A 25,751-nucleotide genomic window follows, 5' to 3' on the forward strand; every position below is an offset into this window, starting at 1 on the left:
TGCTCACGTATACATATAGAAAACACCTCAGCTCTAATCAAACGAGCTGAGGTATCTAATCTAACTACTTCTATGGTGTACCATCTACTTGAAAAGGAATACTTTATAAGTGTAACGTAATCGTTATTTGTTCCTTGCCAGCTGGAACTTTAACGACACCATCAGCAATTACTCCCGCTTCTCCATCGATTGCTGTTACTTGCTTATCATCATAAACTTTAATAGAAAACGGCTTACCACTGCCAGCAACCTCTATCGTGATTTTATCCTGTTCTCTCACTGCTTTCACTTCCACTTCTACTTCTCCATTCACATTATGAATGGTTGCTGCCGTGCGCTTTCCATCCTCTAATTGATAGATCGCTATTGTTGCATCTTGAGCATAGTCATAATCTGGACGAGCTTCATTTGCTCCATGCACAACAATTGCATTTTGACGGACAAATAGAGGTAAGCTGAAGAAATCATACTCTCCTTTAAACCATTTTCCGCCCTCTACTACTTCACCAGTAGTCAAATGAGTCCACTTTCCTTCTGGCAAATAATATTTCACAACATTATCTGCACTTAAGACTGGAGCTACTAGCAAATTGTCTCCTAACATATATTGGCGATCAATATATTCCACTGCAGGATCATTAGGGAATTCTAGCACCATCGCACGCATCATTGGAATACCTTGACCATGCGCCTGTGTTGCAGTTTGATATAGATAAGGCATTAGTTGACATTTCAAATTCGTAAAATAACGTGTAACATCTACTGCTTCCTCATCATATACCCATGGCACTCGGTACGATTTACTACCGTGAAGACGACTATGACTAGAAAGTAAGCCAAACGCCAACCAACGTTTAAATACATCCTCTTGCGGCTTATTTTCAAAACCACCGATATCATGGCTCCAGTAGGCAAATCCAGATAATCCTAATGACAAACCACCGCGCAAGCTTTCTGCCATCGATTCATAATCAGAGTTACAATCGCCACCCCAATGAACAGGGAACTGTTGGCCACCTGCTGTTGCAGAACGAGCGAATACTACAGCTTGACCTTTGCCTAGCTTTTCTTCCAACACTTCGAAAACAACTTTATTGTACAAGTACGCATAATAGTTATGCATTTTTTGTGGATCAGATCCATCGTAGTACACAACCTCAGTCGGGATTCTTTCACCGAAATCCGTTTTAAAAGTGTCTACGCCTTGATCAATCAAATCACGTAAATATTGGGCAAACCATTCACAAGCGGCTGGATTTGTAAAATCGACAATTCCCATTCCTGCTTGCCACATATCTGTCTGCCACACATTACCGTCTGGTTTTTTCAGCAAATAACCATTTTTCTTACCTTCAGCAAATAGCTTGGAGCGCTGAGCAATATAAGGATTAATCCATACGCTAATTTTTACCCCTTTTGCTTTCAGGCGTTGCAGCATTCCTACTGGATCAGGGAACGTTTGCTTGTCCCAAGTAAAATCTGTCCAATGAAAACCGCTCATCCAGAAGCAGTCAAAGTGAAACACACTCAATGGCAAATTTCTTTCAGCCATTCCATCAATAAATGAATTAACCGTTTCTTCATCATAGCTAGTTGTAAACGAGGTTGTTAGCCATAAGCCAAAAGACCACGCTGGAGGCAATGCTGGTTTGCCAGTTAAGTCTGTATATTTCACTAGAACATCCTTCATATCTGGACCATCAATAACAAAGTATTCTAGCGTCTCCCCTTCTACAGCAAACTGCACTTTTTTCACTTTTTCTGAAGCGACTTCAAAAGAAACGAGTTCTGGATGGTTAACGAAAACGCCATAGCCTTCATTACTAATATAGAACGGAACATTTTTGTATGCTTGCTCAGAGCTTGTACCACCGTCTTTGTTCCACATATCAACCACTTGACCATTTTTCACAAAAGAAGTAAAACGCTCACCTAATCCGTAAACTAGCTCACCTACTCCTAAGTCTAATTCTTCGCGCATATAAGTCTTTGCATTACCTTCTTTAATGTAAGCCATTGATCTCACGCGGCTACCCGTTAGTCTCTTCGCTCCTCGATAGAAGGAAATATTCCACTCTTCACCTTTGAGTACATGAGCACGTAACGAACCACTAGTAAATGTAATTTCCTTGTCTGTTTCTTCGATATTCACAAAATCGCCAGTTTCAGGTGTTAACACATAGTGCGGACCACGTGGTTCTATTCCGTCAAAATGAACTAGCTTTACACCGATAATGCCAGGTCTTGGCGAATGAAATTGCACAGTTAGCAACGGTGTATTTAATATATTAGATCGAATGAGTATCGGACGTGGAGATGCATGTACAGTAAGCTCATTATTCTCTACAAAGTGATCGTATGGTTCTACTGCACTAATCACCTCATACTGATCACGAATCATCCAATTTCCATCAGTAAACTTCATTGTTTCTCCACCTTTATCTACGTTGTTATAGCTATAAATAAATGAAGTCTTATGCTAGCTATTTAAACTGATCTATTATTTTTGCGGTAACTTTACAAGGACATTATATTTTTCACCAGCTTTGATATTTCTAATAACATAGCCCTCAATGATCTGTTCGTCCACATAAATAGCCATCTCTTGTACATCTGCATGGCGCTCAATTACAATATCAAACTCTGCACCTCTAAATTGGCGTTGAATCGATGCCGTTTGCCAGTCAGACGGAAGCTGAGGAGCAATCAATAATCCATCTTTACTTCCTTTAACGCCAAATAATCCATCAATAATACAGCGATACACCCAAGCTGCTGTCCCTGTATTGAACAAGTGACTTGATCTTCCCGCAGTACGAGGGATTTGACGATAAGCTCCACGATAATAATTTGGAATAAAGGCTGGTATTTGACCACGATGAATAATATCAGCTAGATCTGGACCAGGAATCATTTTTCTTAATAAGCGATACGCATTATCCTGTTGATCCACTTGATATAATGCAAAAATATAAAAAGCTGCCGCATGATTATAGACCGCACCATTTTCCGCACTACCTGGATGCTTTTGAGTGACACGTCCCACATCTTCACGCATTTTTGTAAATGAAGGTGCTAATTTTTCCACACCATAAGGCGTTTCTAATAGCTCTTCTACTGCTTTTAAAATTTTCGGTTGTTTTTCTTCATCTGCTGCTCCACTCATTAGTGACCAGCCTTGAGGGTTGATAAATATTTTACCTTCCTCATCGGTATGAATACCGAACAACACATTGTCATCCGTTATTCCTCTTGCGTACCAATTTCCATCCCACAAATATTTATTCACGATTTCATTCGTTTGCTTTGCTTCTGCTCTGAACTGCTCTGCAACTTCTGGTTGTCCAGCATCTTCGCAAATATCTGCCCATACTTTAAACGCATAAGCGGAAGCAATTGTTAGCCACCCAGAAACACCTTTACCTTTGTAGCCAACCATATTCATCGGATCGCACCAATCGCCTTGCTCGATATAGTTAAGTCCGCGCTCATCCCTTGTTTGGATCAGCCAATTCATCGCGCGCACAATATGTTCAAACACGCTAACTGGTTGTGGATCATCCTTAAATGGAATAAGTTCCTCTAATATAGAATAGTCATTTGTTTCATCCAAATAAGTTACTAAGCTAAGCGGTAACCAAATACAGTGATCTGTATGCGGCACTTGATTAATATATTTCAGCTCTGCATCCTTATGCAAAACAATTCCATCTGGCATTGCGCCGCTCGCAGCTTGCTGCTTCATTGCAGTAAGAAAAGCTTCACGCGCGGTTGATGGATCAATATAGCTCATTCCCATATTATCCTGTAAATAGTTTCGAGTTTGCGGATCAGTAGTTAAACGATTCGTCTGACCATGATAATAGATTTGTCTTGGCAACCAATGATTAACGAATTGATCAAAGGAAGCATCTGGCGTCTGAATCGTTATATTACCTGCACCACGCTCGATATACTGCTTGTACACTTGCTGTGCTACCGCAAAACCGTCTTCTCCCGCAGCATTCGTTTGTACAAAATATTTTTCTCTTATCGCTGCAATGTCTTGTTTATTGTGAGCAGGTCCGAATAAGAAGCGAAGTTGTTCTTCTTCTCCTGCCTCTAGAACTAAGCGATATTGCATAACAGCAGCAGGTGTTTCATAGCGAGCATCACTATTACTTAAAGTTTCATCCGCAATTGCTGATGGAGCCGTGATGCCTCCCTCTCCTTCGAACACTTCCCAATTCGCTTCCCAGCTAAGCGGCGCTTTATCAGCTAATAGGAAAGTCATATCTTTTAGCTTTTTAATTTTTTCATAATCCGTGTACTTTTGATACGGAGTAATTGCTGTACAAACGATTCCCTGTAGATCAGCTTCATATTGTCCTGCTTGATTCATCCATGACATATATCCAATTGTAAACGACGGATAAATACTAATTTTACGCGGTCTATTCGAGTTGTTTTTAACCGTTACTTTCCACATTTCAATTGGTTCATCAGGTGATAAGGAAAGCGACATATTTAGCTCGATATCGTTAAATACTACCTTCCACGCGATATCGTGTTTCCCAACAATAAATTGATATTGGTCTGGCTTAGCACGTACAGGTTCATACGGAGCCGAATATAACTCCTTGCTTTCCTCATCCTTGATATAGACAAAGCGTCCTGGATGATGAGCATAATAAGGCTGCTCAGGCTGCATAAATGTTTTCATTTCTAAATTCGGTGCAAATGAATATTTGGCTGGTTCAGGTTGCATAAATTGTGCAACGGTATAACCTCTGCAATTAACATCCATCATCATATGGTCATTCCATAAGAAGCCTGATGCCTTCGGCATAACGGTCGGACTGTTCAAAATAATATATTGCTCATCTTTTGTTGTTTCAATCATGTGATCTACTCCTTACTATCATATTCATACCAATCAAAATATGCTTTTGTTTTATTTAGTGAATAGTTATACATTCCGATAAACACTCCTGCAAATCCACCAGCAACTTCTGTAGATAGTAAACGAGTTTCCCCTTCGCCTATCTTGTTCCACTGCTCATTACCTGCTCGATAATAGAAGAAATAGTCTGTCGGTGTAGCTTCTATCCTAATTTCAACCTCAGTACAATCTATTGGTTTGGAATACTTTTCATCTATTAAACTACCAATTTGCCGGCGCAATACAAATTGCATTTGACCATTAACCTTCGTCAATGCTAGATCATAATGATGTCGATCATCCATAAATACAGTTAAACCCGCTTCATCTTCATTATGCGGATTATATTCCATGCTCACTGTAACCTCGCATGTATGGTGCTGTTGACGGCGTCCAATAAATGCAGGATACCCTTTACTATTCAAGTGATCAGAAGAACCGGTAATCGATAGAAAGCTTTCTCTCTCTGACAACGACCATGCTGTGTGTACTCCACTACGGATAAATGTCCAGCAATCATTGAGATACGCATTAGAAAATTCATCTCGATTAGAGCTATTCTCCCACTCAACAAAGGGTAAGTTTGGAGCTTCTTCCTCTAATTCAACCGTACCTTGATCTCCTATAATCGGCCAACCATCCGCTGTCCAGTGAACAGGAGCTAGAAATGTTTCTCTACCAATATGGTGTCGATACGGATAAGCAACTGGACGAACTCCTAGAAATACAGCCCACCAGCTTCCATCTACAGCTTGCAGCAGATCAGCATGACCGGTAGATTGAATTTTACGGCCTGAACTTCGATGAGTTAGAATTGGATTATACGGACATGACTCAAATGGTCCAAACGGTGATTTACTACGAGCAACTACCTCTGTATGTCCGTACTCCGTTCCGCCTTCAGCACACATCAAATAATAGTAATTGTTTATTTTATATAAATGAGGAGCTTCTGTAAATTTCCCCCCAGTACCTTTCCAAATGAAGTGAGTATCCGTTAATTTCTTACCCGTCTCAATATCAATTTCGCATTGATAAATACCAATTCCTTCTTCTGTACCTGTACTTGTAAAATAAACTTTGCCATCATCGAAAAAGAGTGATGGATCAATACCCGACTGATCTATATAAATTGGATCTGACCATTCGCCAGCAGGATCATCTGTCCATACGTAAAAATGACCACATTTCTTTTCATTCGTTGTAACCATATAAAAGCGACCTTCATGATAACGAATCGTTGGTGCCCAAACGCCTTCAGAAATTTTCGTTCCTTCTAGCTGCAACTGACTTTCTCTTGTTAGACAATGACCGATTTGCTTCCAATGCACGAGATCTTTACTATGCCAGATTGGAATTCCTGGAAAATATCCAAAAGAGCTAGTTACAATATAGTAGTCTTCACCGGCACGACAGATGCTAGGATCAGGATAAAAGCCAGGAATAATCGGATTTTGAAATTTCATTATTCACACCTCCTAAAAACTTTTGAGTTTACTACACACTCTACTTCCTTGAGAACGAAAAAGTTAACATCGGAAGCATAATCCAAACTTTTTAATAAAAAAGTAACTTCGCAAGCGCCAGCCTTACTTTAAGTGCATGAGCTACAACTTAAAGATATTTCTATAATATCCAATTCATAAGGCGCGAGTTGGATCTTCTTCTCTATCGTTTCTTCATTAAGCAGACTATAACCAGTACGATCAAGTGGTAATGTAACATCCACTCTACTTAGATTGATAATAAAGAGGTACTTATTGTTTTCGTTAAATCGTTCTATTATTTGCACTCCCGCTGGTAAGTTCGCCTCATATTTTATGTGCTGTTCGTTAGCTATTCGGGTTATTAACTTACGAAGATAAGCTTCCTCTGGATGTGTAGCTACATAATACACTTTTCCTTTGCCTACTTGATTGCAGCTTACCGCTGGTGTGCCACTGTAAAATTCATCTTGGTACCAAGCAATAGCTTCTGCTCCTTGTAAACTGACAATATCGCACCAGACAGAACCAGTATAGGTCTCTCCATCTTCATCACGAATAATTTGGGTACTTTCTCCAATCGCATCATACTCTTCCACATAAATACCTGAGCATTTCTGCAAATATCCTGGCAGCATCGCTTCGATATGATGATTATTATTCATTTTCACTCCGGAACGGAATGTTAGTAACACTGTACCTCCAGCTTGCGCAAACTGTTCCAGTTTATTAGCCGTTTCGGCATGTGTGACATATAAACTAGGTACGATTACTAGTTTATATTGATCTAGTTGAGATCCCACTTCTATGACATCACAGCTAATTCCCAATTTGGTCAATGTACGGTGATAATCTTTTATCATTTCATAATAATCAAAGCCGCTCGATTGATGCTGTATCCGTAATGCTTCCATATTTTCATGTGACATTAATATAGCTACTTGATGCTGAAATGTCGTATCTATTAATTTCGGCGACAAGCGATTCACTTCTTGTGCAAATTGCGAAAATTCTAAAAATCTTCGTCCTGGTACATTACTCGGATCAATTAACCCTTGCCAAAATTGCTCCGCTCCAATCGTTGCCGAGCGCCAGCGAAAATGTAATACTTTATCCGCACCTTTTGCAATAGCTTGCCAAGCAAAAGCTCGAATAAATCCTGGATATGGAGCTCGCCATGATGGAAACCAACAACCTGGTGCACCACTAAGCTGTTCCATAATATAAAAGTTTTTTCTTTTGATCCCTCGAGTAACATCCAGCGCCAATGCTCCGCTATAAGGTCCAGTTGTTTGTTTTTGAGGATCGGTATTCGGATAATAATCAAAAGAAGCAACATCCAAATCACACCCAAGCTGGTGTAGATTTACCCGTTGTGGGTAAGTATGAAAATTATGGGTTATAAACTGATGTTTACTGTATTGACGAATATGATTGATTTGTTCCTTCTGAAACATCTCCATCATATCCCATTGATACCTAGCAAAGTCTAATAAATAAGATGGGTTTTGAAAGCGAGAACCACCATAAGGAACAGTAACTTGTTGCCAATCACTGTATTCTCCACTCCAGACAATCGTCCCCCACTCTTCGTTTAATTTGCTAACTGTTTCGTATTTTTCAAGTAACCATTGCCTGAATGACGTATTACAGCTAGGACAGTGACAATCCAGCATCCAATATTCATTATCGATTTGCCAACCGATAACGGCAGGATGCTCACCATAACGCATAGCCATCTGCTTATTAATAGATGAAGCATAATGTTTTAATGAAGCACTATTGAAGCAACGATGACCTCTGACACCAGCATGTGTAGTCATCCCATTTGCTTGAATTGGGAGCACATCCGGATGTTTCTCTGTCAGCCAACGAGGCGGAGTATTGGTAGGTGTGCAGAGAATAACAGCAATGTCATTTTGAGCAAACAAGTCGATGACTTCATCCAACCATTCGAAAGTAAACTGACCTGGTGCAGGCTCCATCCGACACCAAGCAAACTCTGCCAATCTAACAACGGTCACACCGGCTTCCCTCATTTGCTTAATGTCTTCTTCCCATCTAGCTGAATCCCATTGCTCCGGATAGTAAACTACGCCTACTTGCATCTGATTGTTCATTACTTAAGCCCTCCATTTCTAACTGTTCACGAATGGCTATCATTACTTACATAAAGGCTGTTCCTTAGAATCAAATGATTTCGTTGGAACAGCCTAATGCTACATAAATATATATTTTATTTATTTAAGTTTATCCCAAGCAGCTTGCATTTCTTCTGTCCATTGTTGTGCATCCACTTCTCCTGCCAAGAACTTCTGAATGACACTACCAAATTCTTGTGTCACACCATCTGGGTATTTACCAGAAATATTAGGGAATGCTTCACCACGATCTACATATTCAACTAAGCTAGTAGCAAGCTCTCCTATATCTTCTGGAGACGCTTCAATTGTAGACAATGTTGGCATAAATTTGAATTTTTTTGTAATATACTCTTTCCCCATATCAGATGTCACAAGCCAATTCAAGAACATTTTTGCTTCTTCTTTTACTTTTGAATCTTTATTAACGACTAAGTTGACAGGAACACCCACTGTTACTTTGCTCGTTACTGCTGCATCATCACTAATAGGCATTGGTAATATGCCAACATTCATATCAGGATTAATACTATCAATCATATTTTGCGTCCAGTTTCCTTGTTGCATCATAGCCACTTCACCATTAGCAAACATCGTTACTCCTGTATTATGGTCAGTAGTCAATGGATTTTTATTTCCGTAGTCTAATGTTAATTGCATCAATTTCGCCCAATTTAAGAAATGCTCATTACCAGCAATAGTAGCCGTCCCATTATTCAATCCATCAATAAATGCATTAGTATCTGGTTGATTATTAAATGCTACACTGACGCCTTGACTACCAACTAACCACCATTCGTAATATGCATTTCCAAATGGAGTTATGCCAGCTTCAGAAATTGTTTTTGCTGCTGCTTCTAGCTCTGAAAATGTTTTTGGCAGCGGATCAATTCCTAGGTCTGCAAAAATGTCTTTATTATAGATGTATCCGAATCCTTCCATACTAAGAGGCAATCCATATACTTTCCCATCCAGAGTAACCGGAGCTGTTGCTGCTGATGCAATATCTTTCACCCATGGTTGATCTGATAAATCTTCGATTCGTTCTTCCCACAACTGTAGTTTAGAATAACCACCATTGGAGAAAATATCTGGTCCTTCACCTGAAGCAAACTTTGTTTTCAATCCAGCTTCGTAGTCACCACTACCGCCTACTGTTTGTACATCTATTTTAATATTTGGATGTTCGGCTTCAAACGCTCTTGCCAATTCATGTAATCCTTCTACAATTTCAGTCTTAAATTGGAACACGGTTACTGTCTTTTTCTCTTGTGATCCACCTGCTTGTTTGTTTCCATTACCACCATTCGAATTACCACCACCACAAGCCGCTAATACTAGTATCATAGCTAATAAAATTGGTACTAATTTGAAAACTTTACTCTTTTGCATTGAAAAAATCCCCCTTTTAATTTTTTTCATTTATAATAACATTTCAGTTATTACCCTTTGACTGAGCCAGCTGCAATTCCTTCTACAATGTAACGTTGTAAAAACAGGAAGAAGATAACAACTGGTGTAACACCTAGCACTAGTGCTGGTAGCGCAAGATCCCATTGTTTCGTATATTCTGAGAAAAACGAGAATGTTGCTAATGGAATCGTTCTAAGTTCTGGTTTTTGTAATATTAACGATGGTAACAAGTAATCATTCCAGATCGCTAATGTATTTAATACAATGACAGTCATTAGCATCGGCTTCAACATTGGTAATACAATTCGGAAAAAGACACCAACGCGAGAAGTTCCATCTACGGTAGCCGCTTCTTCAATTTCTAAAGGGATCGATTTAACAAATCCATGGAAGAGAAAGACAGCCATTGGTGTACTTAACCCTAAATAACTAATAATTAACCCTGCTTTTGAATTCATTAAACCTAATTCACTAATAACACGAATCAGTGGCATCATAATCGTTTGAAAAGGTACGACCATTGCCGCAACTAATACGAGTAGAAAAATCCGATTAAACATGGTATCAGAACGAACCATTCGATAAGCAGCCATACAGCTAATTAGTCCAATCAACGATACACCGACTACTGTAATAACAAAAGAATTGAGAAAGGCTTCTGGAAAACGAGTTAATTCCCAAGCTCTTGAATAGTTTTCCCACTGAAATACTTTTGGCCAACTTGCAGCATCCGACATAATCTCCCCAAAGGGTTTGACGGAGTTTACAAAAAGGAAGTAAAACGGTGCGAGAAAAAGGAGTGAAATTAGCACCATCACGATTTCTAGAATGAATGTTTTACCATTATAGGGTTTCATTGTTACGCCTCTACCTCCTTACTCTTCGTTACACGAACTTGGATTAATGTAATTATAGCTACCGTCACGAAGAACAGTAATGCTTTTGCAGTACCAAGACCATAGCGGTTATTTTGGAATGCTTCATTGTAAATGTTCATAGCTACAGATTCCGTTGATTTGTACGGTCCGCCTGCTGTTAAGGACAAGTTAATATCAAAGATTTTAAATGACCATGAAATAGCTAAAAATAAACAAATGGTAACGGCTGGCATAACTAAAGGAATCGTAATGCTACGCAACATTTGCCAGCGATTAGCTCCATCAATCTCTGCCGCTTCAACAACTTCTTTCGGCACATTCGTTAATGACGATATATAAATAACCATCAAGTAACCAGCTGAGTGCCATACAAACACAGTGACGATACCCCAAAATCCAGTAGTTGGATCACCTAACCACGCAAGTCCAAAAAATGACCAATCAGTTAGTTTATATACGGTATCAAACCCTTTAACAAAAATAAACTGCCATATAAATCCTAGTAGTAAACCACCGATAACGTTCGGCATAAAGAAAACCGTCCGCATAACGTTTTTTAGTTTTAATGCATTTGTTAACAAATACGCAAAAGCGAAGCCTACTATATTAACTAATACGACACCAACAACGGTAAACTTAGCGGTAAATATAAACGACTTCCAAAAGTTGGTATCATTTGTGAAAAGCGTTTTAAAATTACTTAGTCCTACCCAGTTGACTGTTTTTGCGATACCATTCCAATCGGTTAACGAATAGTACATCCCTAATAAAAATGGTACTATGAGAATAAGAACGAAGAATATCAACACGGGTCCTACAAAGAACGTTTGCAGTCCCCATTCTGTCTTTCTTTTTTTCATGAGCTTTCTCCCTTCCACAATCTTTTGTGCTATAGTAATGTCATTATAAGGTCATGACGAACAAACAAATACCTACTAGCGTGAACTAAAAGGGGTAAAATATTGATTGGAAGTGTTAGATTGAAGCTCAAAACGATTCGAAGTAAATTAATTGTTTTTTTATTGCTTGCTACTATTATTCCCATTTCAGCTACGATGTTTGTCAGTTATTATTATACGAACGAGTCTTTAAAACAAAGGGTTGCTTCGGAAAATATGAACTTACTATTTCAAGGGGCGAATAATTTATCTACCTTATTAGATAATTTAAATCGTGCAAGCTCTAATATTTATACGATTCAAACGCTTATTCAAGGAGGCTACAATGATAGGTTTAGTGAATCGCGAGTTTATGATTCATTGCGCTACATGACAACTGTCGTTCCCGATGTGTATCAAGTGTACTTATATGAAAATAAAAATAGCAAAGCAACACTTGTTACATTAAACACGCCTAGTCGTAACCATAATATCGATGTATATCCGACCACGGATAGTAGCGAACAATTATTGTCTACCCATTTAAGCCATACGTATGGGTTAACATCTTTAACAACTAACAACTATACGGCTCGTCATGTATTCACATTGCAAAAAGAAATACAAAAAATACCGTCCACAGAGGTGATCGGTCACCTCGCAATTGATGTTGATATTAAAGCGATTACAAACATTGTTCATAATTTATATGATTCGGGCAATGAAAAGTTCTATATTATTGATCATAACAACCAATTCATATACAGTGATGATGCTTCGCAGTACGAACAGCCTTTTTCTGCTAACTGGTACGACGAAGGTGTACTGGCTAATGAACATCAGCAAGCTTATTTTGAAGCAGAGAACAGTTTGTTTGTGTATCAAAAAATAAAAAACAATTTAACTGATTGGACGCTAGTGAAGGAAATACCTATCGCTTATTTAACGAAAGAAACCAAAAAAGCTGCTGCGATTAACCTCATGTTGTTAACGATTTCATTAATTGTTATTGTTATTGCAACCGTCATCATTTCGATTCGCATTACGATGCCAATCCGTCAGCTTTCAAGGTATATGAGCTTAATTCAAACCGGACAATTAGACGTCGCTATTCCATCTGTAAAGCATCAAGATGAAATAAGCCATATTATTAATCGTTTTCGACAAATGATGGATACGATTAATAATTTAGTATTGCGAGAGTACAAATTAGAATTATCCAGTAAAACTAACCAACTAAAAGCAATGCAAGCACAAATAAACCCGCATTTTCTCAATAACACCTTACAAATTATCGGGACGTTAGCTTTAGAACAAAACAATGCACAGATATACAAACTACTTTCTTCGCTGGCTAAAATGATGCAGTATAGTATGCATAATAACAATAAAGTAGTTAAGCTAAACGATGAACTTGATCATGTTAAAGCTTATATTGAATTGCAAAAAGAACGATATGAAAATCAATTTTCAGTACAATATCATATTGATGAAACGTTACTATCTCTCCCTGTACCAAAGTTGATATTACAACCGATCGTGGAAAATTATTTCAAACATGGCTTCGAGCGTAATAAAGAAAATCAACAATTAATCATTCAAGCACAAGCCCTGCATGCTAATACGATATGTATCAAAATAAGCAATAATGGATTACCTATTGCCCCTGAGAAGTTGTATGAATTAAATCAAAAGTTGGAGCATACTGTAATCAATTTATTAAACCACATTGACCATGATAGCAATGAAGATACGACACATACCTCCATTGGCCTAAGTAATGTTCTAACAAGATTAAAACTACTTTACGATAACAAAGCAACTTTAGAGATTAGTAATAATGCTGAAATTATTTCTGTCATGATTACTTTCCCTGCACAAGTAACATTGGAGCGTGAATAAAATTGAAAGCTTTAATAGTAGATGATGAATCTCGCGTACGAAAAGCGATTCGATTATTAGTTAATTGGGAAGAACACGGTATTACTGAAATTAAAGAAGCAGATGGCGCTAATAAAGCAATTGAAATGATGAGTGAATATAAACCTCAGCTTGTTATTACAGATATGATGATGGATGCTGGTGACGGCATAGAGTTAATGAGGTGGATCGAAAAGCACTCGAAGGCTTGTAAATTCATTGTTATAAGTGGACATGACGATTTTGAATATATGCGTCATACTGTACAATCCGGTGGAATCGACTATCTATTAAAGCCAATCGATGCTGATAATATCAATGCTGCAGTAGCTACAGCAATAAAGACATGGTTAGCTGAAGAGCATGCGCGCCAAATTCAATTCAAACAATCAATAATGCTTAATGAACTTAAGCCAGTACATGATGAGAAACTTCTGTCTGGGCTTTTTAATGATACTGCAAATATTAACTACACTGTACAACGTTTGAAAAAAGATCGTGTTATTCCAAACCAGATTACTAATGTACAACTTTTTATATTACAAATTAACAATGCAGATAAACTTTTATTAGATAGGTTCGGTAACGATGTCGAACTTTTACTATACACTATTGAAAATATTTGTAATGAATGCATCGGTAGGGACTTTAATGGCGTTGCGTTTAAATACTGGGGTTCATTCGAACAAATCATCTTATTACTATGGGATAATAAAGTGAATGCAGCTTTCATTACAAACCAAATTAATAATGTCATATATAAACTTTTTTCTCGCAAGTTCCACTTCGGTACAACGACACTAGACAAGTTTCCAACAAGTCTAGCTAAACAATATGACGAGGCGATTTCAGCATTAGATCATCGTAATCTGCTCGATTTCGCTTCATATTTGCATAATGCTAGTGAGTTCCGACAATTTCAAAATAATGAAAGCTATTCTTTTGCTAACGTAAAAGATGAATGGAGAGTCGCCTTACTAAGTGGCAATCAACATTTAATCGAAAAATATTCCAAATCATGGATAGATTTTTTTGTGAATAATAGTTACATTAGCCCTCACTTATTACAGTTATGGTTAGAAGATATGTTTAGCTTTCGCAGCTCATTATTACAAGAAATTTCGCACAACCAAAAAAATGAGTTACTAACTATGCTAGAACAGCAAGATACATTAACTATTCCACCGAATATCCATGATTACAGCATTAAACTACATGATTGGCGACAATGGGTATTGCAGTTTAACTTGAACCTGTCGAAAGCAATTACTGGCATTCAACAAAACAAATCACGTTCATTTTCTGATGTTGTATCGTATATAGAGATTCATTATAATGAAGAGCTTACTTTACAAGAAATTGCTGATACTTTTCTAATTAGTCGTGAATATATTTCAAGAAAATTTAAGCAAGAATATGCTATTAGTTTCACGGAGTATGTAACAAGTTTTCGTTTAAATAAAGCAAAAGCGTTATTACTAAATCGTAATCTGAAACTAAATAAAATAGCAGAAATGGTTGGCATACCTGATGTAAAATACTTCAGCAAAGTATTCAAAAAACATGAAGGATTAACGCCAAATGAATATCGAAAAACGTTATCACAATAAATAATTAGGACTAACATATGTAATGAATGTAATAATATCAAAGAGGCCTATACGCATGCGTATAGGCCTCTCTTCGAACATGCGGGTAAACTCGTTCAACCGCCATATCAAATAATAACTTCTGAATTTATTTATATTGGTATTACATCTTACTAGGCGCTGAAATTCCGAGCATTCGTAATGATTCTTTCAATATTACAGCTACACAATGAATGAACGCTAACTTCATTTGCTGATATTCATCATCACTTAGCACTTTTGTATGGGCGTAATATTTATTGAATGCTCTTGCTAAACTTAAACTATATTTTGCGATTTGTGAAGGATCTGCGTATAGGAAAGCCTTTTGTACTGTTATTGGAAATTGTTCCAACATAACAACAATTGGCCATGCGTAATCTCCTAAAGCTTTAAAGTTTAACGATTGTTCTTCATAATTTCCCTTTTCAAGAATTGATGAAATGCGGGCATAGGTGTATTGAACGTATGGACCAGTCTCTCCTTCAAAATTCATCATTTGTTCAAGAGAGAAATCAATATCGTTCATCCGATCATTTTTCAAATCGTTAAAAATAACGGCTCCGACTCCAACTTGCTTAGCAACTTCTTCCTTCTTCTCTAAATTCGGATTTTTCGCTTCGATGTTTTGCATTGCTGTTTCAACCGCTTCTGCTAATACATCAGCTAGCAAAACAACCTTACCTTTCCGAGTAGACATTTTCTTTCCATCTTTCAGCATCATACCAAACGGAACATGCTGCAACTCATTCGCCCACTCATATCCCATTTTATTAAGGACATTAAACAATTGCTTGAAATGGAGCGACTGCTCATTACCCACTACATAAAAAGTTTTCACAGCGTCATATTCATTGTGACGATATATTGCTGCTGCTAAATCACGCGTAGCATACAGTGTCGCTCCATCTGTCTTCGTAATTAAACATGGGGGCATCTGATCATCCATTTCCACTACGTAAGCACCGTCTGATAATGTAAGAAGATTTTTGTCCTGAAGCTCTTGGACAATCGGTTTCATTTTATCATTGTAGAAAGCTTCACCAACATAGGAATCAAACGTTATTCCCAATATTTGATAAATGGTCTCGAACTCAGTTAGTGAAGCATCACGGAACCATTTCCACAAGGTGAGCGCTTCATTTTCACCGTCTTCTAATGACTTAAAAGCAGCACGTGCTTGTTCATTCAACGATTCATCAGTTTCCGCCATATCATGAAATTTCACATAAATCTTTAATAGCTCTTGAATTGGAGCAGATTCTATCGCCTCTTTATCTCCCCATAGTCGATAAGCAACAATCAATTTACCGAATTGTGTACCCCAATCTCCTAAATGATTTATTTTCACTGCTTTATAACCATTTTTCTCAGAGATATTAGCGAGTGCATTCCCAATTACTGTTGATCTTAAGTGTCCCATGGAGAAAGGCTTCGCAATATTAGGAGAAGAGTAGTCAATAACTACATTTTCATGTCTAGATGAAATTGAACCGTATTGTTCTTTTTGCGACATGATTATCTGTAATACATCTTTAGTAAGCTTTTCTTGATTGAGAAAGATATTTACATAACCGCCCACTACTTTTACTTCTTGAATCAAATTAGCTTGTATGTTCTCCGCTAATTCTGATGCGATCTGTTGAGGCGCTTTTCTTAACTTTTTAGCTAATGTAAAACACGGAAATGCTATATCCCCCATCTCCGAATTTTTCGGTTTTTCAAGTAATGCTGCAACCTCTTCGTTTGATAATTCATAGTTTAACGCTTGGGCAATAATGGATGCCAACTGTTCATAGATCATCTATTTTTCTCCTCTCAAATTAAAAAAGCTCCCGTCTCTAAATAAGAGACGAGAGCATATCTTCCCGTGGTACCACTCTAGTTGCCACTAAAAAGTGACCGCTTTCCATTGTTAACGAGGTGTCTCCCCGATTTTCCCTACTCATTGTTCAAGAAATATCTCAAAAGTGCGGTTCATTCATTAGTCGTGTATTAGGCTTTCACCCTCCCTAATTCGCTATCCATTTCCAATGAATTACTCTCTTTATCACTGATTTTATTTATTCGATTTTAATGTATATTACCTATTCAAATTATAAATGTCAACTTTTTAGTATGGTATGTGAAAGCTCGTTCTTTTGTCATCAATATTAATTTAATGTTTGAACTAAAACTATATGTGGGTATTTCTCTAGTAATTGGTCATCTTAATAGTAATGTTTGCAAAGCAACACTTCTTAATCGCAAATAATTTTGTCTATTAGAAACCATAAATAATCAGGAGGTATACACAATGAGTCAGAAACAACTGCAAGGAAAAGTTGCTTTAATTACAGGTGCTGCTTCAGGTATTGGTCATGCAACTGCACTATTGATGGCGCAGGAAGGAGCAAAGATTGTATTAGTCGATTTGAATAATGAGCGTTCAGAGAAAACGGTCAATCATATAGAACAATCCGGTGGTACATGCTTGTTTATCGATACCGATGTTGCTAATCCAGAACGTGTTGAAAAAGCATTCCAACAAGCGATACAGACATTCGGTCAGTTAGATATTATATTTGCAAACGCTGGAATTAACGGTACTGTAGCACCTATTGAAGATATTACTGCAGATCAATGGGATGAAACATTAACAACCAATCTTAAAAGTACTTTTCTAACTGTAAAATATGCGATCCCTCATATGAAAACTAATGGTGGTAGCATCATCATTACGAGTTCTATTAATGGTAGTCGCAAATTTTCCAGCTTCGGTATGTCCGCATATAGTAGCTCCAAAGCTGGTCAAGTCGCCTTTGCCAAGATGGCAGCACTCGAACTTGCTCGCTACAAAATTAGAGTAAATGTTATATGCCCAGGAGCAATTGCAACGAATATTAGTGAAAACACGTTCCGTCAACCTGAAGTTAGTAAAATCGAGATTCCTGTTACATACCCTGAAGGAAAACAGCCACTAGAACACGCTCCAGGTCAACCTGAGCAAGTTGCTGATCTAGTACTATTTCTAGCGTCATCTCGGTCAAGTCATGTGACGGGGAGTGAGGTCTACATTGATGGAGCAGAAACACTCCTTTGAGAAGTAGTTCAAAAAGCGGACTTTGATAACGATGTCTACGCTAACGTAGCTTAGTCGGCGGCGAATATGAAGCGAACTTGGGACGTCCGGTACGCATGTACCAATAACGTACATTTACGTTTCCTCCTTCCGCAAGTAGCGCTCCATCTTCTTGGTTCTGAAAGCCCGCTTCTTGAACCTTCATTGTAAGCTGTAGTTCAAAAAGCGGACTTTGATAACGATGTCTACGCTAATGTAGCTTAGTCGGCGGCGAATATGAAGCGAACTTGGGACGTCCGGTACGCATGTACCAATAACGTACATTTACGTTTCCTCCTTCCGCAAGTAGCGCTCCATCTTCTTGGTTCTGAAAGCCCGCTTCTTGAACCTTCATTGTAAGCTGTAGTTCAAAAAGCGGATTTTGATATCGATGTCTACGCTAATGTAGCTTAGTCGGCGGCGAATATGAAGCGAACTTGGGACGTCCGGTACGCATGTACCAATAACGTACATTTACGTTTCCTCCTTCCGCAAGTAGCGCTTCATCTTCTTGGTTCTAAAAGCCCGCTTTTCGAACATCGATTGGAAGAAGTAGTTCGAAAAAGTGGACTTTAATAACGATGTCTACGCTAACGTAGCTTAGTCGGCGGCGAATATGAAGCGAACTTGGGAAGTCCGGTACGCATGTACCAATAACGTACATTTACGTTTCCTCCTTCCGCAAGTAGCGCTTCATCTTCTTGGTTCTAAAAGCCCGCTTTTCGAACATCGATTGGAAGAAGTAGTTCGAAAAAGTGGACTTTAATAACGATGTGATTCAGGTAGGTAACAGACAAAGCACAAAAAACCGATAGTGGAGTATATCCGCTATCGGTTCTTGTCATTTATGATTGAATAATTTAAGTTCTAAAGTAAGCTGCTTTTTGCAGTAGATCAGTTGATTTCACGCGTAACTCATCAGTTGAAGCTGCGATTTCTTCCATCACTGCTGCTTGTTGTTGAGACGTATCATGAACTCGTTCTGCGCCTTCTCTAATATTCTCTGCCACTTGAGCGACACGACTTGTTTGTTCACGTGATTCATCTACTTGAACGGCTTGTTTTGCAAGCAATTCTGCCATTTTCTCCACCGTAACTGCAACAGAAACAGCATCTGTTTTCACTTCATGGAAAGCTTGTGCAAACTTCTCACCATTCTCCGCCTCTTGGCTAGAGAGCTTATATTGCTCTGTAATATATTGTACCGCACGAGCAACGCCTTGCTGAACCTGTTCTATTAATGTACGGATTTCACCAACTGCTTGTCCACTACTATCTGCTAACGACTTAACTTCTTGAGCAACGACAACAAACCCTCTACCTTCATCTCCAGCTCTTGCTGCTTCAATTGCTGCATTCAGAGCTAGTAAATGGGTCTGATCTGCTATTCCGCCAACTACACTTGAAATATTTCCAATCTCTTCTGCTAGCTGACTTAGTTGTTCAATCGTTTCTAAAGAGCCTTTGTTCAACGTTTCTAGCTTGTGCATACCGTCTACAAGTGAGCGGAATACTTCTTCACTTTGAGTGGCTGCACGATTCATGTCCTCCGTACGTTGTTTCGCAACATTAGCTTCAGATTGCATATGAAGTGCTGAATGATAAAGTTCATCTGCTGACGAATATAGTAAATTAGTAGAACTAGCTTGCATACTCGTACCAGAAGTAATCTGTTCAGATTGAACTGTCAATCCTTCAAGTTGAACTGCAGACTGATTTACTGCACCTTGTAGTTCCTGTACATGCTTATCCGTTTGTGCCGAATTCTCTTTAATACTTTCTACTATAGTTCTAAATTGACGTAACATTGTGTCTACTGCCACACTAAGTTGATACATTTCATCGCGACTCTTTATTTCTACTGATGCTACATTCAAATTACCTGTAGCCGCTTCAGTAACATTATTAGTCAACGCAAGTAAAGGACGAAGTAACCATTTAGCAGCAAAATAACCGAATAATCCTGTCCAAAACACCCCGAAAGCAAGGGTTCCTACTACAAATAACCAGGTTGGTATCGTGTCAAACAATCCATCCATAACAAGTAAGATAAAAGCGCTCGTTGCATATGTAATTGAAGAGGCAACCGTTATACCTAGCACGAATTTCCGAACTATGCTTTGTCGAATTTTCATATTTTTGCTCCTTTACCCTAATATATTTTAATCTTAGTGGAGTTTTACGATGTACACCGTGAGAAATATCACTATTTGGTAACATACACAACAACTATTATTCACTGTTTTGTCAAATCTATCAACTCTAAATTAACTAATAACAACTAATTTTCATAATTTTATCAATTTAATTATTGATCATTATTGTAATGACTTTTGTAATTCATCGACAAACTCGGAATGAATAAGCCCATTAGACGATACAACATTACGCACTTCTAAGTTATAAGGTTTACCATCTATATCTGTTACCGTACCTCCCGCTTCTTGAATAAGAAGTGAGCCAGCTGCAAGATCCCAACTGTTCAAATTCATTTCCCAAAAACCTGAAAGACGTCCCGCTGCCACATACGCCATATGTAGCGCTGCTGAGCCGGACACACGAACATTACGTACTTTCGGTGCAATATGTTGTAAACTCTTCATATTAAGTGGTAGTGCGTGTGTAGGGTCTGCTGGGAAACCTGTAGCAATAAGACTTTGTTGCAATATATTATCCTTGGACACAGTCAATACTTTACCGTGTACATAAGCACCCTTACCTCTTTCAGCTACGAAAAGCTCATCTTTCATCGGATCATAGATGACTCCGACAATAACTTCTCCCTTATAAGCTAATGCAATCGATACACAGAAAAATGGAAACCCATGCACGAAATTAGTCGTCCCATCGATTGGGTCAACAATCCATAAATATTCAGCATCCTTCACATCTGCGATAGCTTTTGATGATGCTTCAGCACCAGGTTCAACACCTTCTTCACCTAGAAAAGCATGATCAGGAAAGTGTGTACCAATTAATTTTCTAATCAATCGCTCTGAGCCTTTGTCGATTTCCGTAACTAGATCTGCAGTAGAATATTTTAATTCTAGATTTTCAAAACTACCTAGTTTTATTTTAATCCATTCTCCAGCTTTTGCTGCACTATTAATGGCGACAGCTGTGAAACTCTTAACCCCTACAACTGGAGGCAATTTTTCTTCATTCACGATCTATCACTCTTCTCTCTTTACTTAATCTTGATTGTTCTCTATCATTAATTCAACATTCTCATTCATATTATTATAAATTTGTGGTCGCTTCAAATATAGTTTACGAAAACGTTTACATCTTGTATGTGAAAATCTCCTATTGCAGTAGAAACTTAGAAAAATTCGCAACTACAATAGGGAACGTTATTTACCTTATCGTTATTTCAATGCTAGCATCATCGAGAATCGAAATATCATCTGATGTAAGAGCAAGTTGCTTCAACTCGTCCATTAATTGAAATACAGCTTGATCCTTTGATTTCGCCTCTAACATACAATCAACATGACTAGCTTTTGGAGCAATCGCTCTAAGAAATTTAAGAACCGGAGCTACTTCAACTAGGTCAGCATGCCCTCTAGGATCCGAGATACTTTTTGGACTGGAAACGTGAATCTTCACCGGGAGTTGCTCTAAACTCGATAATTCTAGTCTTTGCATTTCTTTTTCCCAAGTCCCTTGGATACGTGGCCAAAATTGTTCTGTAACCATTTCGTCAGTAATATGACCTGGATTAACCGCATGATGATGGATATCTAGCACCATCGGCACCGAAACCGCTTCTGCTGCTATTAAAGTTTCTTCTACATTGAATGTTTTATCATCATTTTCAAGCGTAATTCTATGCTTCAAACGATCTGGAAGGCTGCTAAACTGTTCTATAAAACGAGCACTGGAAGTGACCTTATCTCCATAAGCACCACCCATATGTATGTTACATTTAGAACGTTCATCTAATCCCATTGCTTCCAGCATATCGACATGATATTCAAGATCTTTAATAGAATTAACAAGCACTTCTGGTCGAGGTGTACTTAATACGCAGAAATGATCGGGATGAAGTGATACTCTGATCCCTTTTTCTAAAGCGTAGTCTCCGATCGCTTTGAAATCATTAGCTAAAATCGGATATGGGTCCCATCCAGCCAATCCATCATGTGTAGCAAGTGGAATTAGTTTAGATGTGAGCCGATAAAGTTTCACATCATTACCATGAGCATGTTTCAACAAACGTAACGTATTATGTAAATTTTGTTGCGCGATCTGTTCAAGTCGCCCAATCGCAGCTTGACGATCATTAAGCTTAGAAAAGCTAGCATAAGTCATCGTCTTTGATGGTGATGCATTTTCAAGGATGACACTCATTGCGACAAACCCAAATCTTACTTTCATATATTACCGCTCTCCGAAGAACATTTCATACGCTAATGCCGTTTGCACGCGTGCTTCTTCTTCTGTTAATTTACGAATAAGTTCCATCTCAACTTGTGTCACTTCTTCACCTTGGAAATTGATCTCAGCAATAGAAGCCAATATGCGCACAATCGCAACCGCATCATTGTTAGGTGTGTAGGCAATAACCTTTTGACCAGTAGGATAAACTCTGAATCCTTTCTTCACCATTTTACCCTTACCGTACTCTAACAATTCATAAAGCTCCTGCTCAGATTTGAATTTACATACAGAGTTGAATTCAGTTTGAAATCCCATATTTTTTTCCTCACCTTCATAAAATTGAATTGTTTATTTATGATCATTTAAATCTTGTCTGTACACTTTGATAGCTAGTTTAACTTCCTATTCGAAACCTATAAAATTACAATACCATACTCAGTTACCCTTATGGAAATACCCGTCTCCCACCGTAGTAGGGACGGGCATTATATAAGGTGATAATTTACATATTATCGCCAACAAAATCAATTTGTTGCTTAGCCGCATGGCGTTCGAAAGCTAGATTCAACAACTCATCAAGCAATTGTTGATAACTAAGTCCGCTTTCTCTCCACAACAATGGGTACATACTAAATGGCGTAAAGCCAGGCAATGTATTCAGCTCATTAATATAAATGTTACCACTTTTTCTCTCCAAGAAAAAGTCTGCACGAGATAATCCAGTTCCATCGATAGCTTTGAATGCCGTAACTGCCATTTCTCTTAGTTCAGTCATTTTGGCTTCATCTATATTAGCTGGAATTGCCATTGTTGATTTACCATCGATATATTTCGCTTTGTAGTCATAGAAGTCATTTGAAGAAATAATCTCACCAACGATAGATGCTTTGGGTTCATCATTACCTAATACACTAACTTCCACTTCACGTGCATCGATAAATTCCTCAATGATAACTTTACGGTCAAAACGGAATGCATAATCAATAGCTTTTATAAGTTCTTCACGATTATTGGCTTTAGATACTCCAACACTAGAACCTAGATTAGCGGGCTTTACAAAGCAAGGATAACCAAGGGCAATTTCACATTCCATTAAGAAAAATGATTGATCCTTCAGCCATTGTGCTTTTGTAAAGTAACGGAATACGCATTGCGGAAGATTTGCATCAGCAAATGCTTTTTTCATGAACACTTTATCCATACCTACTGAAGAAGCAAGCACTCCTGTACCTACGTAAGGGATATTGGCCATTTCAAATAGACCTTGAATCGTCCCATCTTCACCGAATGTCCCATGTAACAACGGGAACATGATATCAACTTGTTGTTCATGCGTCACGCCGTCTAATGCGCTAAAAATAGAAAATAATGCCGAATGTGTTGTTCCCTTACTTGATTCCTCGTTAGCTTCAAAGCGTAATTGTTCTCCAGATGCAGGTGCCTCTGTCATCGATGGACCAGTGATCCATTGACCTTGCTTTGTAATATAGAAAGGTTTAATCTCATATTTGTTATAGTCGAATTCTTTCATTACTGCAAATGCGGTGGACAATGATACTTCATGTTCTCCAGATTTACCACCGTATACAAGGCCTACCTTAACTTTGCTTCCCATTACTTTGCCTCCACTACTATCATTATAATGATATGTTTGATTAAAATTTCTACGATTAATGAATGAATGATCTAAAAATAAGATATGGAATATTAGAGATGTTATCTACTATACATAGTCAGTTATATGAAAGAAGCGGTAATGAGTATTAGGTGTCCAAGCATAAGAATCTTGATAATCCCAATAACGATGTCTGCCTGCTGCTGTATTTGCATTAACGAGCGGCTGACCTTTCGCATCAAATGCCGTCACAATAGTCGTATGCTGATATCGAGTATTTCCATTCCAGTCATATACGATAATGTCTCCGAGTTCTAGCTCGTCAGCGTATTCCTTCTCAACAGCACGTAAACCTTGCTTACGTGGTTTCATTAGAAAAGATGCCAATGCCTTAGAAACTGCCCAACTGTAACTCCACCATTCTTTACCTTGCTGCCTTCCTTTGTACCACCATCCACTATCTCTTCTACTAGTATAGATCATTGGTACGTCACCTGCAAAGATACATTGAGAAACATAATTCGTACAATTCGAATCGAATTCTTCGTAAGTAGGATTTCCTTTATTCCACCATTGATCCGCGTATGCAACGACTAAATCACGCCGATAACGCTTCCCTTGCATCGTTCTACGGAAATTAGGAATAACATCTGTATTTAAGTATGGTACTGCAATAACAGGAGGTTCTTCTTCCGCTTCATGTTCAGAACTCCAATCCATAACTGCCCCACCAAATCGAGGCTTACGCTCTAACATAATTGGCTCGATTTTAGTTATTAACCATTTTCCTTGATCGTACATTAACCATACTCGTTCATGATCATAACGTTCCTCTATATATTGTTGACCATCTTGTTGTAATCTTCTTTTCACATGTAGACGGAGATTTACAACAATCTCACGATCCAGTTCATTCACTTGTACAATTTCTGCTTTCGTTTCACTGCCTTCCGCATGAACGCCCCGTAAAAGGTCACGTTCACGAATACGATCTAGCCTAACTTCTACTCGATCATGATGTATTTCGTCGCTATACAAGTCATTTAAGCGTGGTGCAAATTGATCGGTTTCAGCTTGATTGTATCTTGTTATATATTGCTGTAATGCTGGCTTCCAATCTAATTTACGTTCTTTAAGATTAGCAGAGCTCAATGGGGGCAGTGAGGCTTTAATTACTGGAGTATTGGATTGCTGCAATGTATGAGAAATATAATTGTTGGATTGTCGCTGTGACTGTACTCTTGTACCTTGTGTTGCATGTAATACAGCCTGCTTATTTACTCTCGGGGTCTTTTTCGGTTTGCGCTTTGGATTAGCTGGTGACCTACTCATGTTTTCCCTCCCAACATATATAATCATTCCGTCCAAGCTCAACGTATGAATAACTGGT

Annotated in this window: 18 protein-coding genes and 1 other annotated feature; of the genes, 3 read left to right on the forward strand and 15 right to left on the reverse strand. The window is 38.2% G+C overall.

Annotated features, from left to right (window positions below):
* Positions 1 to 103 precede the first annotated feature (103 nt).
* The 7 genes from yicI to NAG76_02570 form a co-directional block, all read right to left on the reverse strand.
* Positions 104 to 2,425: an alpha-xylosidase gene (gene yicI, locus NAG76_02540; protein URN95154.1), complete on the reverse strand. Its 2,322-nt coding sequence runs from the start codon at positions 2,423 to 2,425 to the stop codon at positions 104 to 106.
* A 75-nt stretch (positions 2,426 to 2,500) separates the two neighbouring features.
* A complete protein-coding gene (locus NAG76_02545; protein URN95155.1) occupies positions 2,501 to 4,882 on the reverse strand; it encodes an NdvB protein in 2,382 nt (793 codons plus the stop codon).
* A gap of 5 nt (positions 4,883 to 4,887) precedes the next feature.
* Positions 4,888 to 6,387 (reverse strand): glycoside hydrolase family 43 protein, encoded by a 1,500-nt coding sequence (locus tag NAG76_02550; GenBank protein ID URN95156.1) that lies wholly within the window; start codon positions 6,385 to 6,387, stop codon positions 4,888 to 4,890.
* 128 nt (positions 6,388 to 6,515) lie between these two features.
* Complete coding sequence (locus tag NAG76_02555; protein URN95157.1) at positions 6,516 to 8,525, reverse strand: beta-galactosidase; 2,010 nt, start codon at positions 8,523 to 8,525, stop codon at positions 6,516 to 6,518.
* Between the two features lie 120 nt (positions 8,526 to 8,645).
* A complete protein-coding gene (locus NAG76_02560) occupies positions 8,646 to 9,938 on the reverse strand; it encodes an ABC transporter substrate-binding protein (GenBank protein URN95158.1) in 1,293 nt (430 codons plus the stop codon).
* A gap of 50 nt (positions 9,939 to 9,988) precedes the next feature.
* Positions 9,989 to 10,816 carry a carbohydrate ABC transporter permease gene (locus NAG76_02565; GenBank protein ID URN95159.1) on the reverse strand — a complete coding sequence of 276 codons (828 nt, stop codon included), beginning with the start codon at positions 10,814 to 10,816 and terminating at the stop codon, positions 9,989 to 9,991.
* Between the two features lie 2 nt (positions 10,817 to 10,818).
* Complete coding sequence (locus NAG76_02570) at positions 10,819 to 11,697, reverse strand: sugar ABC transporter permease (GenBank protein ID URN95160.1); 879 nt, start codon at positions 11,695 to 11,697, stop codon at positions 10,819 to 10,821.
* Between the two features lie 102 nt (positions 11,698 to 11,799).
* Between NAG76_02570 and NAG76_02575 the strand changes: the two genes are divergently transcribed.
* Both NAG76_02575 and NAG76_02580 read left to right on the forward strand, forming a co-directional pair.
* Positions 11,800 to 13,617 carry a histidine kinase gene (locus NAG76_02575; protein URN95161.1) on the forward strand — a complete coding sequence of 606 codons (1,818 nt, stop codon included), beginning with the start codon at positions 11,800 to 11,802 and terminating at the stop codon, positions 13,615 to 13,617.
* Positions 13,618 to 13,619: 2 nt separating this feature from the next.
* Entirely contained in the window at positions 13,620 to 15,245 is a 1,626-nt protein-coding gene (locus tag NAG76_02580) for a response regulator (GenBank protein ID URN95162.1), read from the forward strand.
* Positions 15,246 to 15,387: 142 nt separating this feature from the next.
* Here NAG76_02580 and argS read toward each other — a convergent pair whose 3' ends face one another.
* Positions 15,388 to 17,067: an arginine--tRNA ligase gene (gene argS, locus NAG76_02585; protein ID URN95163.1), complete on the reverse strand. Its 1,680-nt coding sequence runs from the start codon at positions 17,065 to 17,067 to the stop codon at positions 15,388 to 15,390.
* A 41-nt stretch (positions 17,068 to 17,108) separates the two neighbouring features.
* Positions 17,109 to 17,326 (reverse strand) — a binding site (T-box leader).
* Positions 17,327 to 17,559: 233 nt separating this feature from the next.
* On the opposite strand from argS, the gene NAG76_02590 reads away from it, so the two are divergent.
* Positions 17,560 to 18,345, forward strand: coding sequence for an SDR family oxidoreductase (locus NAG76_02590; protein ID URN95164.1), 786 nt, complete (start codon positions 17,560 to 17,562; stop codon positions 18,343 to 18,345).
* A gap of 535 nt (positions 18,346 to 18,880) precedes the next feature.
* On the opposite strand, the gene NAG76_02595 is transcribed toward NAG76_02590, so the two are convergent.
* The 7 genes from NAG76_02595 to NAG76_02625 form a co-directional block, all read right to left on the reverse strand.
* On the reverse strand, positions 18,881 to 19,027 hold the full coding sequence (locus NAG76_02595) for a hypothetical protein (GenBank protein URN95165.1): 147 nt from the start codon (positions 19,025 to 19,027) through the stop codon (positions 18,881 to 18,883).
* Positions 19,028 to 19,223: 196 nt separating this feature from the next.
* A complete protein-coding gene (locus NAG76_02600; GenBank protein URN95166.1) occupies positions 19,224 to 20,498 on the reverse strand; it encodes a methyl-accepting chemotaxis protein in 1,275 nt (424 codons plus the stop codon).
* A gap of 183 nt (positions 20,499 to 20,681) precedes the next feature.
* Positions 20,682 to 21,530, reverse strand: a complete 849-nt coding sequence (locus NAG76_02605) for an inositol monophosphatase (protein ID URN95167.1) — start codon at positions 21,528 to 21,530, stop codon at positions 20,682 to 20,684.
* Positions 21,531 to 21,720: 190 nt separating this feature from the next.
* Positions 21,721 to 22,743 carry a UV DNA damage repair endonuclease UvsE gene (gene uvsE / locus NAG76_02610; protein URN95168.1) on the reverse strand — a complete coding sequence of 341 codons (1,023 nt, stop codon included), beginning with the start codon at positions 22,741 to 22,743 and terminating at the stop codon, positions 21,721 to 21,723.
* Between the two features lie 3 nt (positions 22,744 to 22,746).
* On the reverse strand, positions 22,747 to 23,061 hold the full coding sequence (locus NAG76_02615) for a hypothetical protein (GenBank protein URN95169.1): 315 nt from the start codon (positions 23,059 to 23,061) through the stop codon (positions 22,747 to 22,749).
* Positions 23,062 to 23,248: 187 nt separating this feature from the next.
* The gene (locus NAG76_02620; protein URN95170.1) at positions 23,249 to 24,361 is read right to left on the reverse strand and encodes a D-alanine--D-alanine ligase; all 1,113 of its coding nucleotides are present in this window, start codon (positions 24,359 to 24,361) and stop codon (positions 23,249 to 23,251) included.
* 108 nt (positions 24,362 to 24,469) lie between these two features.
* Positions 24,470 to 25,693 carry an amidase domain-containing protein gene (locus NAG76_02625; GenBank protein URN95171.1) on the reverse strand — a complete coding sequence of 408 codons (1,224 nt, stop codon included), beginning with the start codon at positions 25,691 to 25,693 and terminating at the stop codon, positions 24,470 to 24,472.
* Between the last annotated feature and the right edge of the window lie 58 nt (positions 25,694 to 25,751).

It is taken from the genome of Candidatus Pristimantibacillus lignocellulolyticus, from assembly GCA_023639215.1.
Classification (GTDB): Bacteria; Bacillota; Bacilli; order Paenibacillales; family Paenibacillaceae; genus Pristimantibacillus; species Pristimantibacillus lignocellulolyticus.

Coding starts and splice junctions, on each gene's coding strand:
- NAG76_02595 (URN95165.1), bottom strand. CDS start 19,027: ATGTACGTTATTGGTACATGCGTACCGGACTTCCCAAGTTCGCTTCAT.
- NAG76_02555 (URN95157.1), bottom strand. CDS start 8,525: ATGAACAATCAGATGCAAGTAGGCGTAGTTTACTATCCGGAGCAATGG.
- NAG76_02590 (URN95164.1), top strand. CDS start 17,560: ATGAGTCAGAAACAACTGCAAGGAAAAGTTGCTTTAATTACAGGTGCT.
- NAG76_02625 (URN95171.1), bottom strand. CDS start 25,693: ATGAGTAGGTCACCAGCTAATCCAAAGCGCAAACCGAAAAAGACCCCG.
- NAG76_02545 (URN95155.1), bottom strand. CDS start 4,882: ATGATTGAAACAACAAAAGATGAGCAATATATTATTTTGAACAGTCCG.
- NAG76_02570 (URN95160.1), bottom strand. CDS start 11,697: ATGAAAAAAAGAAAGACAGAATGGGGACTGCAAACGTTCTTTGTAGGA.
- NAG76_02550 (URN95156.1), bottom strand. CDS start 6,387: ATGAAATTTCAAAATCCGATTATTCCTGGCTTTTATCCTGATCCTAGC.
- NAG76_02565 (URN95159.1), bottom strand. CDS start 10,816: ATGAAACCCTATAATGGTAAAACATTCATTCTAGAAATCGTGATGGTG.
- uvsE (URN95168.1), bottom strand. CDS start 22,743: ATGAAAGTAAGATTTGGGTTTGTCGCAATGAGTGTCATCCTTGAAAAT.
- NAG76_02560 (URN95158.1), bottom strand. CDS start 9,938: ATGCAAAAGAGTAAAGTTTTCAAATTAGTACCAATTTTATTAGCTATG.
- argS (URN95163.1), bottom strand. CDS start 17,067: ATGATCTATGAACAGTTGGCATCCATTATTGCCCAAGCGTTAAACTAT.
- NAG76_02620 (URN95170.1), bottom strand. CDS start 24,361: ATGGGAAGCAAAGTTAAGGTAGGCCTTGTATACGGTGGTAAATCTGGA.
- NAG76_02615 (URN95169.1), bottom strand. CDS start 23,061: ATGGGATTTCAAACTGAATTCAACTCTGTATGTAAATTCAAATCTGAG.
- yicI (URN95154.1), bottom strand. CDS start 2,425: ATGAAGTTTACTGATGGAAATTGGATGATTCGTGATCAGTATGAGGTG.
- NAG76_02600 (URN95166.1), bottom strand. CDS start 20,498: ATGAAAATTCGACAAAGCATAGTTCGGAAATTCGTGCTAGGTATAACG.